This is a genomic window from Gluconobacter kanchanaburiensis NBRC 103587 (genome assembly GCF_007988905.1).
GTDB lineage: Bacteria > Pseudomonadota > Alphaproteobacteria > Acetobacterales > Acetobacteraceae > Gluconobacter > Gluconobacter kanchanaburiensis.
In genome coordinates this window covers 1-15,168 of the sequence record NZ_BJVA01000001.1, presented here as the reverse complement: position 1 = coordinate 15,168, position 15,168 = coordinate 1, and the positions used below count along the sequence as shown (strand labels likewise).

Below are 15,168 nucleotides of genomic sequence, written 5' to 3'. Positions count from 1 at the left end.
CAGACAGAGGGACAGAGATGATTGTGAACAATCCCGGAGGGATCAGTCAGGAAAGAGGCCGACACTATGTGGACGGTCATCTCACTGACTCTGCGCCACGGGAGAACGTCACAGCCCTCTTTCCGATCCACCATCTTGCCGACGCATCAAGTGAAGGTCTGGCCGTTCTGTATCAAGATCAGGTCATCGAAGCCAATCGGCCGCTTCTTTCCTGTATCGGAACCGATCTCCAGCATTTTCCCCCTCTTCGGGACGTTCTGCCCGGAATTCTGAAGTCGCCGCCTGACAATAGCTATCGCCCCGGCATCCTCCGGACCCTTGAGGGCAGGGTGTTTGATATCCAGTTCAGACTGACACCCCTGCAAAGACACAACCGGAACTGTCTGGCGCTCGCCATCACCTTTCCCCGCTCCATCTTTCCTCATGCAGACACATTCTTTTCGGATAATACCCTGATGCCCTCAGGAAAGGATCTGCTGCGCAGAAATCTGGAAGATCTGTCCGTCGATACAACGTCAGGTCCGCCGACCGGCATTCTCCTTCATGCCAGCATCAACCGGCTTCGCACCATCAATGAACGTTATGGCCTTCAGATCACCACACGCGTCGTCGAGGAAGTAGAAAAGCGGCTTCACAGGTTTCTGGTGGAAGACTGTATTGTTTCCAGCTTCGGAGACGACGCTTTCGGAATATTTTGCCCCTTCCCCTATACCCATCCCGCGCAGGCAACACATTGGGCCCAGATCGTACGGGACGTTTTTCATACAACCCTTCTTCTTGATGGCCACCGCATCCATCTGACGGCCAGTATTGGTTGCTGCCTCATCCCATTCGATACCAGTCACTTTGAAACCGCTTTTCATTATGCCGAACTGGCCCTGAACGAGGCGCGTCGCCTTCATTCCACTGACTGGGTCAGCTTCAGTCCGGTCCTTCAGGCTGACGTTCACCACCGCTCCCAGCTTGAACATGACCTGCGAAAAGCACTTGAGACAAACCAGTTTTTTCTCGATTTTCAGCCACTGATCTGTCTACGTACAAACAGAGTGGAATGTGTAGAGGCGCTCCTGCGCTGGCGCCATCCGCATAAAGGCGTCATTTCGCCGGACGAATTCATTCCGATTGCAGAAGAAACGGGACTTATTATTCCGATCGGTCGCTGGGTGCTGCTTGAGGCCTGTACCCAGGCGATCAGACTGCCACCCCATGTCCGGATTGCCGTCAACATTTCCGCAGTCCAGTTCCAGCATGACGACATGTATGCCGCCGTGCTTCAGACCCTCTTCCAAACGGGTCTCTCGGCAGAAAGGCTGGAACTCGAGCTGACGGAGAGCATCTTTCTCGAAACGGTACAACGCAATCTGGAAACGCTTGGAAAACTTCGTGCTCTCGGGATCAAGATCGTCATGGACGATTTCGGCATCGGCTTTTCAAGCCTGAACTACCTGCGCAGCTTTCCCTTCGACCGGATCAAGATCGACCGCTCTTTCATCCATGACATGCTCAATGATCCGCAGGCGCAGAGCATCGTCCGAGCTATCATGACCCTGGGTCAGGCCATGTCGATGGAGGTTATCGCGGAAGGCGTCGAAACCTCCGACCAGCTCGATCTGCTACGCCATACGTCCTGCAATACGGCACAGGGTTTTCTACTGGGGCGCCCCGCCCCCCTTGCTGACCTCTCTGCCTATCCCGGAATGGACCATGATACCCATGAGCCGGCCTCGACCGACGGGCTGTCCTCCGGTTTCCTGTCCTGAAACACACCCGCTCCATAGCGCCATGTCGAGATGGAACGCAAAAGACGGATGGGGTCATATTTTTAGATGATGACCTTCAGCGACAAGCTGGAACAGGCTTGACGGGCCGACCGGCACACTTTGAATCCCTGCTGCCGCAGCCGCCTGCATATCTGAGGGCTGGTCTCCGAACAGCACGCAACGGTCCGGATCTAAACTCCATGCCTGAATCAGATCGAGTATCATACCCGGAGCGGGTTTGCGGTTCTCGGAGATGGCACGATACTGTGGCAGCGGCGCTTCCGGATGCATTGGACAGTACCGCCAGTCATCAATCGTACCGCCATGGCTACGGATCATATCGACCACCCATGTCATAAGCGCCTGCAAATCGGCTTCAGAATAAAAACCTCGGGCAATACCGGACTGATTGGTCACAATAAAAAGGTGATATCCGTCCTGTGTCAGCCCGGCGATCGTCTCAAGCACGCCGGGTTCCCACTCAAACCGGTCAGGTGTCCCGACCCAGCCGAAGTCCCGGTTAATAACACCGTCCCGATCAAGAAAAACGGCTGGCCGGCGCAACAGTGGAGGCAGGATATCCGCTGCCTGCGCCAGGTCATGTACCGTATCAATGTCATAAAACGTGCCGTCCGAAAGATAACTGTGCAGATTTCCCGTCTGCTGCATGGAAGACAGAATATCCCCCAGGCACGAACTGTCCGTCAGGTGGTCAAAAATCGACGTCTCCAGAAGGTAGATGCCGGTTTTCATACTGTCCGGCAGATCCTTCACCTCTGGGCAAGCGGTCTCGTCGTTCGAGCACAGGAGACACCAGTTTCCCTGCCGCGCCACGCTCAGAAACGGGACCAGATTTCCCGAAAAGAGAATATGCGCCGAACACATGAGAAAGCGCTGACGGAGATGAGGACGGCTCTGACACAGCGTTTCCGCCACCTCGGATCCGGCGGGTGCGTTGCAGACGGTAATCTTCACCAGACGGGGAAGATGGTCCGCAAGGCTTTCAAGCGCGCAGACAATTTCAGGGGAGGAGGTCCGTGTGAGAAATATAAATTCCTCCACACCAAAACGCTGCAGTTCTCTCATGCCCCATGCAAGAAAAGGCCTGTCGTCGCAGGGCATGAGCGGAACAGGCCATGCCGGAACATCAGGCGTTTCAAGCGAAATGACGCACTGACAAACCGTAACACTGTTCACGATAGACCTCTTCACGTCCAGTAGTCCGAGTTTAGTAAACTGCCCCCTCATACCCTGTTCTGTGCGCCGTAGAACCCCTGCACCTGCCATCAGCCGGGTTGGCGCCCTTGCCCATCGTCCGGGGCTTACCTACACTTCGCGATCCTACCCGTTTGACAGACCGGCCTTTTTGCTGGCCGCCACAAAGCTAGTCCGGACATATGAACGCAGATTACACCATCTGGATCGACGTCGAAGACATCTTCCAATACTTCGAGAACAACTCGCGACCCAGCGGCATTCAGCGGCTCGTCTATGAAATCCTGCACGTTATCCGCAAACAGGCAGCCACCAAACCGGGCATCGGCCATATCGAGCTGATCCGTCGCGGACAGAACGAAGCCCAGCTTTTCGCGACCGTATCATTTGACGATCTGGAGAACCTGTTCGCCATCCGCGCAGACGACCGGATCACCCATGACGAGCGTCCGGCTCCCCGTACCCGGTCCACGCCGCGCGCGCTGGTAAGACGCCTCCGCCACACTGTCATCAGACGTATTGAAAGTCTGCCGCCCGAACTGGCCCGGCCACTGTTGACGATTGCGGTCAATCAGCTTCGCGCCCTGCGTCTGCTGCGCGGCTTCATACAGAAGCAGATGCAGCGACGTGTCCAACCCGCGCCTGCGGCGCAACAGGCTGTTGTCCCGACACACACGCCATCCTCCTCCACAACCGTTCCCCAGCCAGGCGACATCTTCCTGATCCTTGGGGCTGCCTGGTCTGAACCGGGGTTCGGCGACAGACTGGCGCGGATGCGCAAGGCCTACGGAATCCAGCCGGTTCTGCTTCTTTCAGACCTTATTCCCGCCATCCGTCCGGAATGGTGCGCACTGTCCCTGATCCGGGATTTCAGACACTGGCTGGATACGACCCTTCCACAGTGCGGACGTCTCCTCGCGATCAGTCATGCCACGGCGAAAACAATCGAGGACTATACCCGCAAGCATCGCCTGAAGCTGCTGGCACCTGTTCAGACCGTTCCGATTGGCAGTGGTTTTGGACCGCCGCGCAAAATTGAAGGCGAACGCCCCAAAGGACTTCCGGCCCCCGAGAGCTATGTTCTCTTTGTTTCCACGATCGAAGCCCGGAAGAATCATATTCTGGCCTTTCGTATCTGGCGACGTCTTGTGGCGGATCTGCCGCCACAAGACGTACCAACACTGGTTTTCGCAGGCCGGGTGGGCTGGCTGGTATCCGATCTCATGCAGCAGCTCGACAACACCGAATGGCTGCGAGGCAAGATCCGCCTTCTACGCGACCCGTCGGACGAAGAACTGGCCCATCTTTACGATGGTTGCATGTTCACGCTTTTTCCCTCCCTTTTCGAGGGTTGGGGTCTGCCGGTTACGGAAAGTCTTGTGAACGGCCGCCCCTGTGTGGCGTCGAACGCGACCTCGATCCCGGAGGCCGGTGGTCCCCTGTCGCGCTATTTCGATCCCGAGAATACGGATGATGCCTATCGCGTCGTCCGCGCGACGATCGAGGATCGCGAGGGTCTGAAAAAATGGCAGGAGCAGGTCCGTACTCAGTTCAAACCCACCCCGTGGGAAGATACGGCCGATGCCATTCTTGATGCCTGCCATGCCGCCTATACGGATGGGAGAACGTCATGACACTCTGGATCGACGTCGATGATCTGCTGTTCCATCTCGTTCACCATGGCCGACCGAGCGGCATCCAGCGTGTCGTCTTCGAGATCAGCGCGGCCCTGAAAGGGCTGCAAGGTCCGGACGTCCAGTTCGTTCGCCGTGGACCGGACACCCTGGATCCGCGCGATTTCCGGATCATCGACTGGACCGTGATCGATACGCTGCTGCGGCAGGTCATGAAAGATGGACCTTCAAACACCGCTCGTCAGGCCACACCCCTGTTTTCCGCGGAGCAGTTCGCTGCAACCGAAGCATCACGCCATGCTTTCTCGACCTTCTTTCGCATGCAGGGGCAGGTTCTGGGCGGGCTGGCGACGCTGGGAGCGGGGCTTGGACGACTTGCTGCGCGTGAAGGTCAGAAAATCGTGCGCAGACGGCAGCAGTTGTCTGACGCTGCCCGACATGCCGAGGGCACGCTGCTTGCGGATGTTGCCCGCGCGGGAGATGTGTTTCTGACACTCGGCTCGCCCTGGCATCACAAAACCTATGCCCACAGCGTTCGCTGGATGCGTGATGAACTGCGGATGTCCTTCGCACTTCTCATGCATGATCTCGTCCCGCTCCGCTGCCCCGAATGGTGTGATATCGGCATCATCACGACCTTCAAGGCGTGGCATGAGGCTGTTCTGCCTCTTGCGGATATGATCTTCGCCAACAGCCGCGCGACCGCGCAGGACGTCCAGTCCTATCTTGCGGAAGAGGGCATTGGCACGAATATCCATGTCCAGCCCGTCCCGATGGGAACCGAATTCGGGCTGGCAGACACTTCCATGCCGTCCGTCCCGCTTGTCAGCGAACCTTACGTGCTGTTCGTCTCGACACTTGAGGCACGCAAGAATCACATGCTGCTCTTCCGGATCTGGCGACAGATGCTCGATGACATGCCAGCCGAACAGGTGCCAACACTTGTCTTTGCCGGTCGGCCTGGCTGGCTGGTCGCTGATCTGATGCAGCAGCTTGAAAATACGAAATGGCTGGATGGAAAAATCCGCTTCATCCAGAACCCTTCCGATGGGGAACTGCGGCGGCTCTATGCGGATTGCAGCTTCAGTGTCTTTCCGTCCTTCTTCGAGGGCTGGGGGCTGCCAGTCACCGAGGGTCTCTCCATGGGACGGCCGTGCATCGCGTCCAATACGACATCCATTCCTGAAGCGGGGGGTGCTCTCGGGCGGTACTTCAATCCCCGCGACCTCGGGGAAGCCCAGGCTCTGATCCGTGAGACCATTACGGACTCCGAAGGCCTGGCCCGGTGGACAGAGCAGGTCCGGGCGGAATTCCAGCCGGTTCCATGGACTGAAGGCGCAAAAGTCATTCTTGACGCCGTCCTGCGCTGACCTCCTTTCGACCCGGGGCATGAAAGTTTCACGAACCGGATCTTGAGTCAGACCGGCGGATCACGCACATGCAGTGATCCGCCGCGGATCTGTGCGTTGTCGCAGTCTCCTCCCCTTTTGCCCCTGCCCCTTTACCCCTCAGGGAGAACGTCCATGAAAATCAACGGCATTTCGTATCGCAGCGTCTGGCGTCCTTCTGACGACGATCGCAGCATCCGCATCTTCGATCAGACCCGCTTTCCCTGGACTGTCGAAATTCTGGAACTGCGGGACGCTGGAGCGGTCGCGGATGCGATCACCACGATGCAGGTCCGCGGCGCCCCCCTGATCGGGGCCGTAGCTGCCTACGGACTGGTCTTCGCCCTGCAGGATGATGCATCAGACGCAGGCCTAAACCAGGCGGCGGACATGCTGATCGCGACGCGCCCGACCGCCATCAATCTGCGCTGGGCCATCGAACGCATGGTTGCGCGTCTTGAATCCGTTCCGGCGCCGGAGCGCGTGACGGCAGGCTATGCCGAAGCCGATGCGATCTGCGACGAAGACGTGCAGGTGAATGAAGCTATCGGTCGGCACGGGCTGGATCTGATCCGCGAGATCTGGGAACGCAAGGGCCGTCAGGGGCAGGTAAACCTGCTGACGCACTGCAATGCCGGATGGATCGCCACCGTGGACTGGGGCACGGCCCTCGCCCCGATCTATATGGCGCATGACGAGGGCATCCCGGTTCATGTCTGGGTGGACGAGACGCGGCCCCGCAACCAGGGTAGCCTTCTGACGGCGTGGGAACTCGGGAGCCATGGCGTGCCGCATACCGTGATCGCCGACAATGCCGGTGGCCATTACATGCAGGCCGGACGTGTGGATATGGTTATCGTCGGCACCGACCGCGTGACCGCGCAGGGGGATGTGGCGAACAAGATCGGCACCTATCTCAAGGCGCTCGCCGCACAAGACAACAACGTGCCGTTCTGGGTGGCGCTGCCGTCCTCGACGATCGACTGGCGCGTGCGCGATGGTGTGAAGGAAATTCCGATCGAAGAGCGCAGCGGAGACGAAGTGCTGTTCATGACGGGGCTCGACGCCGATGGGAATGCAGACCGTGTCCGGATCGCGCCTGTGGGAAGCCCGGCGGCAAACCCGGCTTTTGATGTTACGCCTGCCCGCCTCGTGAGCGGCCTCATCACCGAACGGGGCCGCTGTGAGGCCAGCGAAACCGGACTGCGGACACTGTTTCCCGACACCCCGTAAGGCCAAAGACGCTCGCGGAGGGGTCACCCGCCGGCGTGGTTCCAGACCTTTGCGGGTGTTTCTTGCGGCCAACGCCATTCTGGGGCTGGCCGCATATGTCTTTCGGCCCACACTCTGCATCGTGATCGGCACGGCCATGAACAATCTAGCAGGCGGCCCCTCTCTTCACCCGGTGTATGCTGGTCTCTTTCGGGCTCCTGATTTCCTCACGTTGGCCTGCCGATCAGTCAGGAAACATGCGTGGGAATAAAGATATGGCAGGCCATACCCTCTTCCTCATTCAGCCCTCGTCCTTGACGCTCTGTCCCGCATGCCGTTCAAGATGCAGTCATGATGGGTCCACGAGGATAACAGTGCCAGATTCGCATCTTTATTCGCATCGTTTCAGGTGGGCAGCCGCTACGGCCGCATTACTCGCACTGGCTGCATGTTCCAGCCAGCAGAGCGTCAGCCCGTATCCGGCCCGCACGCCGAATGCCCAGTATGCGAACGGCAACACCGGTCCGGCTGGCTATGACAGTCATGTTCCGGATTTTGCCTCCCGGAATTTCGAGCCGTTCAACCGGCAGGATGTGGCCGCGATTGCTCTTCGCGAATGGCGGATGTTCGGCTCGCCTGTCTCCGATGACGACCCCGAGAACCGGCCCGAGCCCACTGACGCGGCCCTCAAACCCGAGCGTCTTCCCGGACTGTGGCAGCGCGTCGGCGAATACTGGTGGATCGGGCAGGATCCTTACGAAACGGAAGTCGGCTGGACCGGGAAAACAGACTCGGAAGGAAGCCGGTTCGCAATTGAGCATGACGGTCATTACGCCTGGTCCGCCGCCTTCATTTCCTATGTGATGCGGATTGCAGGTGCCAACGGGCGGTTCCCCTATTCTCCCAATCACTCGACCTACATCAATGCCGCCGCCAGCGGACAGTCCAGCGGGGTGAGTGCCCATGCTCCCGGAACCTATGCTCCGAAGATCGGCGATTTGATCTGTGTCGGGCGGGGACGCAGCAAGACCATTACCTTTTCGATGCTGCCCACGAGCTATGGCTTTCCGGCCCATTGCGGCATCGTCTCCGCCACCAACCAGAATGCCCAGCCTTTCGGTCACGAGCTGAGCATTATTGGCGGCAACGTGGACGACGCCGTCGCCCTGACCCATGTTCCCACAGATGCGAACGGCATGATCGCCGACAGTTCAGGGCACAGCTATGACAGCCGTTATCCCTGGTGCGCGGTGCTCGAAGTCCACTACGACGCGGATCAGGAACCCGATAGCGGCATGTAGGTTGACGGCAGGCCCCCGGCACGCCAGCCCTTGCCGGGACCATGCTGCTCTTCGAATCCGTCAACGATATTGCTGACATCCGCATAACCTGCATTCTCCGCCAGTAGGGCGGCATGATGCGAACGCATTCCCGACCGGCATAGGAACAGCAAGGGTGTCTGCTGATCGGGCACAGCCTCAACGAGGGCGTCCACGAACTCACGCTGCCGGTCCGGCTGCCAGGTGATGCACAGGAGCGGCGCCGTCATGACCTCTGCATCCGGCAGCCCGACCTGCACCCATTCAGGCACCGTGCGCACATCCACGAGAACGGGACAGCGCGTTTCCGCCGCGTTCCCAGCGCCTGTTTCTGGGACATCCCCGGGAGCCCCTGTTTCAAGCACATCCCAAGCCTGTCTCGCCGTCAGAACCTTCATGCTCTTCCTCATCCATTCAAAACGCGTTTTATACTCTATCCAGCACGGGCCAGCACAGGAGTTACCGTATGACTGACACCTTCCCGAACCAGCCGACCACCACGAACGGATGGCAGGCCCCTTCGCCGGGCATGACCAGCGCGATCGGCGGAACCCCCCTTATCCGCCTCAAACGCGCTTCAGAGACGACGGGCTGCGAGATCTACGGCAAGGCCGAATTCATGAATCCGGGCGGCTCCGTCAAAGACCGCGCCGCTCTTGCGATCATCACCGACGCCCTGAAAAGCGGCGCCCTGAAGCCCGGTGGCACGGTCGTCGAAGGCACGGCCGGCAATACGGGTATCGGTCTCACGCTGGTCGCTCATGCCGTCGGCTGCAAGGCCGTGATCGTGGTGCCTGAAACACAGAGTCGTGAGAAGCTGGACTTTCTGCGGATGATCGGCGCTGATCTGCGCCTCGTTCCCGCCAAGCCCTATCGCGATCCGGGCAACTACGTTCATGTCTCGCGCCGTCTGGCTGAGGAAATCGGCGGATTCTGGGCCAACCAGTTCGACAACACCGCCAACCGGGACGGCCACCGCTTCACCACGGCGCGCGAGATCTGGGAACAGACGGGGGGCCGGGTCGATGCCTTCACCTGCGCCTGCGGAACGGGCGGCACACTGGCCGGAACCGCTCTCGGACTGCGCGAACAGGCGCAGGCAGCCGGGAAAACCGCGCCACGCATTGTTCTCGCCGATCCGGAAGGCTCCGCACTTTACGGCTGGGTCAAATCCAATGACCTGACCGCGACCGGAAATTCCATCACGGAGGGAATCGGTCAGGGGCGTGTGACGGCCAATCTCGAAGGTCTGAACGCGGATGATGCCGAACGCATCCCCGACGCCGAAGCCCTGGAGCAGATTTTCTCCCTGACGTCCGAAGAGGGTCTCTCGGTTGGCGGATCGTCTGGCATCAATGTCGCCGCCGCGATCAGGACCGCACGCAGGCTTGGTCCCGGACATACGATTGTTACAATCCTGTGCGATGGTGGAGCCCGTTATCAGTCCAAGCTGTTCAACCCGGAGTTCCTGCGTGCGAAAAACCTGCCTGTTCCGCCCTGGCTGGCCTGACAGACGCAGCCGTATCGTTCTGAACGGAGACACAGTTTCCGTTCAGAACGGGGTGAACAGTCCGGGCGCGGTTACAGCATTCCTGAAAGGCCACTGGTCATGAGCACGGAAACCCTGCCCCATCTTCTGGTCGTGGACGATGACCGCGAGATCCGCGAACTGCTGAGCCAGTTCCTCGAGCGCAACCATTTCCGCGTGACCGCTGCCCGGGACGCGCGCGAAGCCCGCAAGGCCTGGACCAACGGGCATTACCAGCTCGTAGTGCTGGATCTGATGCTTCCGGGGGAGAGCGGTCTTGAAGTCGCACGCTGGCTGCGCTCGCAAGACAACATTCCCATTATCATGCTCACCGCCATGAGCGACGAGACGGACCGAATCATCGGCCTTGAATTCGGCGCGGACGACTACGTCGCCAAACCGTTCAACCCACGCGAACTGCTGGCCCGCATCCGGGCCGTACTGCGCCGGACTGTCGATGTGGAAGACAAGCGACAGTCCGCCGATACCCGCAAGATCTACTTCGCCGGATGGTGTCTCGATCCAGTCCGGCGGCGCCTGCTGAATCCGGATGGCGCCGAAGTTTCCCTCACGGGCGGCGAATACGATCTGCTGATGGCGCTCCTTGAACGCGCCAACCGGGTTCTGACACGCGACATGCTGCTGGAACTGCTCCGTGGGCGTCAGGCCGGTCCGTTCGACCGGGCCATCGATGTTGCCATCAGCCGCCTGCGCCGCAAGCTCGAAGATGATGGCCGCAACGCACAGGTCATCAAAACCGTCCGCGGGGGCGGCTATGTCCTTGCCGCGGAAGTGGAACGTCTCTGAAAACAATGCACGTTCTTCCGAGGTCTCTCGTTACGCGGACCAGTCTCCTTCTGATCGTGGGGCTTGCAGTCGTAGAAGCCGCAGGCCTCGGGATCCATGCACTCGACCGGTTCGATTTGGAAGAACGCAGCCAGGTTCACGAAGAGCAGGTTCAGGTTTTTTCGATCTATCGCACCGTCGCAGAGGCTAAGGCCGCGGAACGGCAGGACGCGATCGAAGACCTGCGTGTTCCGTCCAACGTCACGGTCCAGCTTCTTAAGGAGCCTGACCCTCAGATCGAGGGACACGAAATCCCGTTTCCGGCGATGACGTCTCCGTCTTTTCTCCATCGTCCGCATGATGAGCAGTCGGGCCCTCAGCCCGGAATGATGGACCCCAGGGGGCCAGGATTTCCCGGACCGGGGATGGGAATGCCAGGAATGGGGATGCCGGGCATGGGTGGCCCTGGTATGGCTGGACCCGGAATGGGCGAACCGGGGATACCTCCGCCCGGTATGGCCGGTCCGGACTTCCATTTCCCGTCCGAACACACGGATGGAACGCACCAGGGCGAAGACCCGCGCTTTCCGGGCGGAATGCGGCGACGCGACATGCCGCCTTTTATGCGCTGGGCGCTCCTTCCCTCATCGCTTTATCCGCGCAAGGTTCTGATCGGACAGAAACTGCGCACGCATTCCACTTCGATCCTCTTGCCGGACCGGGACAGCTGGCTTGTCGTGCGGTTTGTGACTCCGCTTCCCAATCCGTTCGGTTCCCCGACCTTCCTGATCGCATTCCTGCTGATGTCGATCATCGGAAGCGGCATGATCGTCTGGGCCACGCAGCGGTTGATCGCACCGGTTACGACACTGGCGAATGCGGCCGAGGCACTGGGGCGTGACGTGCACACCGCCGCCCTCCCCGAGAACGGCCCGTCCGAAATCCGGCGAGCGGCAATCGCGTTCAACACTATGGCCATGCGCATCCGGCGTTTCGTCACGGACCGCACCCTTATGCTGACTGCGATCGGCCATGATCTGCGCACGCCCATCACACGCCTGAAACTGCGCGCCGAATTTATCGACGATGAACAACTGCGCAACAAGGTTCTGGCCGATCTCGACGAGATGGAAGCCATGGTCTCCGCCACTCTCGCCTTCGGACGGGACAGCGCTTCGGCCGAGGCCATCGTCTCGCTCGACCTGCGCGCCCTGTTGCAAACGATCATGGACGAAGCTGCCGAGAGCCTTCCCGACAAGGCCGACGATCTGTTCTACGAACCACCCAATGTACCGGTCAGGATCAAGGCCCGCTCAGTTGCGCTGAAACGTGCGCTGAACAATCTGATCCTCAATGCCCTGAAATATGGCGGCAGCGCCCATGTCACGCTTATTCCCGCTCCAAGGCCGGGGGAAAAGGGCAATACCGTCCGGATCCTGATCGAGGACAACGGCCCTGGCCTGCCCGAGAGCGAACTGGAACGGGTTTTCGAGCCATTCGTGCGCATCGAGAGCAGCCGTAACCGCGAAACGGGTGGCACGGGCCTTGGCCTCGCCATCGCACGCACTATTCTCCATGGTCAGGGAGGCGATGTCCGGCTTGAAAATCGCCCGAGCGGCGGATTGCGGGTCATCGTCACGCTGGCGCCATAAAAGCTCAGTCCCTTGATCAATCTCAGCCGTCCTTCCATGCTGGAGGCTTCTCCCAACTTCTGATCGGGTCTTTTTCCATGAAACAGCGTGAACTTGGCCGCACCGGCATTGCCGTTAGTGAAATCTGCCTCGGCACCATGACCTTCGGTCAGCAGAACACCGAAACCGAAGGCCATGCCCAGCTCGATATGGCGCTGGACCACGGCATCAATTTCATCGATACCGCCGAACTTTATTCCATTCCGCCCCGCGCCGAGACGCAGGGTTCAACCGAAACCATCATCGGCAGCTGGCTGAAAGCACGCGGCGGCCGTGACCGCCTTGTCATCGCCAGCAAGGTTGTCGGACGGACGGCCATGCCGTGGTTCCGCCCCGAGGGCGAGGAAGCACGCCTGACTCCGCGCCAGATCCGCTATGCGCTCGAAGGCTCCCTGCGCCGCCTCGGCACCGACTACATCGATCTCTACCAGCTCCATTGGCCGGACCGGAAAGTCGGCCTGTTCGGTGAAGGTGGCACGACCTTCCGCGACCTGCCGGAAGACTCCGCCGTTCCTTTCGAAGACACGCTCGGCGTGCTCGGCGATCTCGTGGCTGAAGGCAAAATCCGCCACGTCGGCCTCTCCAACGAGACCGCATGGGGTGTCTCGAAATTTCTGGAAGCCTCCCGCACGGGCCTGCCGCGTGTTGCGTCGATCCAGAATGCCTATAACCTGATCAACCGGACCTTCGAGATCGGCCTTGCCGAAATGGCGTTGCACGAGAAGGTCGGACTGTTGGCATATTCCCCGCTCGCACAGGGCTATCTGACGGGGAAATATCTGAACGGCGCCCGCCCCGCCGGGGCCCGCACCACGCTGTTCAACCGTGGCCAGCGCTACGAAAAGCCCGGCGTTGACGACGCCATCACGGCCTATCACGCCCTCGCCCGCGAGGAAGGGATCGACCCCACCCAGCTCGCGGTCGCCTTCGTCACATCACGCCCGTTCGTGACGTCCAACATCATTGGCGCCACCAGCCTCGATCAGCTTCGCACCATTCTTGGCGCAGACAGCGTGACCATCACGCCGGAGCTGGAAGAGAAGATCAACGCCATCCATCAGGTGCATTCCAACCCCGCACCCTGATCGGCTCAGGCCTGTACTGCCCAGTCGCGGGCAGGACAGGCCCGTATCATTTCTGTTGCGATGTGTTTCTTTTCGATACAATCTCGGCCATCTGTCTGATTCGTCAGGAGGCATCATGCGCCGGATTTTCGTGTTTCTTTGCGCAGGCGTGTTCCTGGCCGGTCTTGGCTTTTTGCTAGGACACACGGTTTTCCCGTCGCTAAAAAAGGGACATTGCGAAATGTCCCATATCGACAGAAGCGTAAAGGTCTTCGGGTCTTCGGAAAACCTTACCCGCTTTGTCGCGCAACAGGCCGAAACGGCCCCGGATATGTCCCATTCCACGATCCATGCCGATGAGGACGGGACGACGTCGACCATCTTTTCCGTTCCGGAGCACATGACGCAGAAAGAGCTGCGTCACTTTACATCGCAGGCACTGACCGAGAAGCTCAGTTACAGCATTACATGGTCCGCTTCCCAGGTCCTGCTCAACCAGGCATCACCCCAGCCTGACGGGACAGCGCGCAGCCTCAGACCTTGATGAGACGCGCGGCAAAGAAGCCATCCATACCGCCGAGCTCGCTCCACAGGCCTGGATGGGTGCGGAACATGCCGTCCCATGTCCGCGCGACGGCCATATCGGCCAGTTCGGCTTCCGAAAACGGATCGAACCTCCAGCCGCCACGGGCCATGGCCGCCTTGATCCGCTCCGGACCTTCCTCGTCCTGAAGTGAACACACGGCATAAAGCAGCACGCCGCCTGGTTTGAGCATTTCATGCGCCGCGTCGATCAGGGTATCCTGACCTTCCGCCAGCGCCGTCACATCGCGGGGGCGCTTGATCCACAGCACATCCGGATGACGACGCAGTGTGCCCGTCGCGGAGCACGGTGCGTCGAGCAGAACCATGTCCACCGGAGCCTCCGGACGCCATGTCGCGGCATCGGCCACAACCGTTTTCGCCGAAAGCTTCAGGCGCGCGATATTCTCCTCAAGCCGCGTTGCCCGCGCTTCCTCACGCTCAACCGCCACGACCTGCGCGCCTGCCGTTGCAAGCTGCGCCGTCTTGCCACCCGGCGCCGCGCAGAGATCAACGACGGTTTTGCCCGACACATCGCCCATCAGCTTTACCGGCATCGTCGCCGCGACGTCCTGCGCCCAGAACGCGCCGTCCTCGAAGCCTTCGAGCGCCGTGATGCGTGTTCCGGCCGGATAGCGGACGGAGCCCGTCGGCAGCACCTCGCCGCCTTCCGGTGCGACCGCACCCGGGCGTAGTGTCAGATCCAGAGGGGCTTCACGATGCAGACCGCGCGAAATCGCCCGCGCCCGCTTGCCCCACGCGCTCCACAGCCAGGGCGGCACATCCAGCCGGTCCTCGTCCAGACCGTCCAGAAGGTCCTGCCCCTCCCGCGACACACGACGCAGCACGGCGTTGGCCAGCCCCGCGAACGGTGCCAGCCCGCGACGGCGCAGCAGATCCACGATTGTGCCGACCGCAGCATGAGGGGGCGTTTCCAGATGCAGCAACTGCGCCACGCCCATCAGCAGGGCGCAACGGACCGGCTCGGG

The 15,168-nt window shown here is 60.3% G+C and carries 13 protein-coding genes; 10 read left to right on the top strand and 3 right to left on the bottom strand.

The window, feature by feature from the left end:
* The first annotated feature begins 68 nt into the window (after window positions 1–68).
* Window positions 69–1,760, top strand: a complete 1,692-nt coding sequence (locus tag GKA01_RS00065) for a putative bifunctional diguanylate cyclase/phosphodiesterase (RefSeq protein WP_167506289.1) — start codon at window positions 69–71, stop codon at window positions 1,758–1,760.
* A 54-nt stretch (window positions 1,761–1,814) separates the two neighbouring features.
* Here GKA01_RS00065 and GKA01_RS13740 read toward each other — a convergent pair whose 3' ends face one another.
* The gene (locus tag GKA01_RS13740; protein ID WP_244289144.1) at window positions 1,815–2,957 is read right to left on the bottom strand and encodes an HAD-IIIA family hydrolase; all 1,143 of its coding nucleotides are present in this window, start codon (window positions 2,955–2,957) and stop codon (window positions 1,815–1,817) included.
* Between the two features lie 200 nt (window positions 2,958–3,157).
* Between GKA01_RS13740 and GKA01_RS00055 the strand changes: the two genes are divergently transcribed.
* The 4 genes from GKA01_RS00055 to GKA01_RS00040 all read left to right on the top strand — a co-directional run bounded on the left by GKA01_RS00055 (window position 3,158) and on the right by GKA01_RS00040 (window position 8,510).
* The gene (locus tag GKA01_RS00055) at window positions 3,158–4,609 is read left to right on the top strand and encodes a glycosyltransferase family 4 protein (protein ID WP_146858004.1); all 1,452 of its coding nucleotides are present in this window, start codon (window positions 3,158–3,160) and stop codon (window positions 4,607–4,609) included.
* Window positions 4,606–5,979 (top strand): glycosyltransferase family 4 protein, encoded by a 1,374-nt coding sequence (locus tag GKA01_RS00050; protein WP_146858002.1) that lies wholly within the window; start codon window positions 4,606–4,608, stop codon window positions 5,977–5,979. The genes GKA01_RS00055 and GKA01_RS00050 overlap by 4 nt, the downstream gene beginning before the upstream one ends.
* A 153-nt stretch (window positions 5,980–6,132) precedes the next feature.
* Entirely contained in the window at window positions 6,133–7,230 is a 1,098-nt protein-coding gene (gene mtnA, locus GKA01_RS00045; RefSeq protein WP_146858000.1) for an S-methyl-5-thioribose-1-phosphate isomerase, read from the top strand.
* A 347-nt stretch (window positions 7,231–7,577) separates the two neighbouring features.
* The gene (locus tag GKA01_RS00040; RefSeq protein WP_371859238.1) at window positions 7,578–8,510 is read left to right on the top strand and encodes a DUF2272 domain-containing protein; all 933 of its coding nucleotides are present in this window, start codon (window positions 7,578–7,580) and stop codon (window positions 8,508–8,510) included.
* On the opposite strand, the gene GKA01_RS00035 is transcribed toward GKA01_RS00040, so the two are convergent.
* Window positions 8,486–8,926: a rhodanese-like domain-containing protein gene (locus tag GKA01_RS00035; protein WP_194265784.1), complete on the bottom strand. Its 441-nt coding sequence runs from the start codon at window positions 8,924–8,926 to the stop codon at window positions 8,486–8,488. The two genes, GKA01_RS00040 and GKA01_RS00035, sit on opposite strands and share 25 nt — an antisense overlap.
* Before the next feature lie 68 nt (window positions 8,927–8,994).
* On the opposite strand from GKA01_RS00035, the gene GKA01_RS00030 reads away from it, so the two are divergent.
* The 5 genes from GKA01_RS00030 to GKA01_RS00010 all read left to right on the top strand — a co-directional run bounded on the left by GKA01_RS00030 (window position 8,995) and on the right by GKA01_RS00010 (window position 14,141).
* Window positions 8,995–10,038, top strand: a complete 1,044-nt coding sequence (locus tag GKA01_RS00030; RefSeq protein WP_146857996.1) for a cysteine synthase A — start codon at window positions 8,995–8,997, stop codon at window positions 10,036–10,038.
* 99 nt (window positions 10,039–10,137) lie between these two features.
* Window positions 10,138–10,863: a response regulator gene (locus GKA01_RS00025; protein WP_146857994.1), complete on the top strand. Its 726-nt coding sequence runs from the start codon at window positions 10,138–10,140 to the stop codon at window positions 10,861–10,863.
* Window positions 10,864–10,868: 5 nt separating this feature from the next.
* Complete coding sequence (locus GKA01_RS00020; protein WP_146857992.1) at window positions 10,869–12,494, top strand: ATP-binding protein; 1,626 nt, start codon at window positions 10,869–10,871, stop codon at window positions 12,492–12,494.
* A 77-nt stretch (window positions 12,495–12,571) separates the two neighbouring features.
* Window positions 12,572–13,618, top strand: a complete 1,047-nt coding sequence (locus GKA01_RS00015; protein ID WP_146857991.1) for an aldo/keto reductase — start codon at window positions 12,572–12,574, stop codon at window positions 13,616–13,618.
* 115 nt (window positions 13,619–13,733) lie between these two features.
* Window positions 13,734–14,141 (top strand): hypothetical protein, encoded by a 408-nt coding sequence (locus GKA01_RS00010; RefSeq protein WP_146857989.1) that lies wholly within the window; start codon window positions 13,734–13,736, stop codon window positions 14,139–14,141.
* On the opposite strand, the gene GKA01_RS00005 is transcribed toward GKA01_RS00010, so the two are convergent.
* Window positions 14,131–15,168, bottom strand: a 1,038-nt coding sequence (locus GKA01_RS00005; protein ID WP_146857986.1) for an RsmB/NOP family class I SAM-dependent RNA methyltransferase, incomplete at its 5' end; no start/stop codon positions are given. The two genes, GKA01_RS00010 and GKA01_RS00005, sit on opposite strands and share 11 nt — an antisense overlap.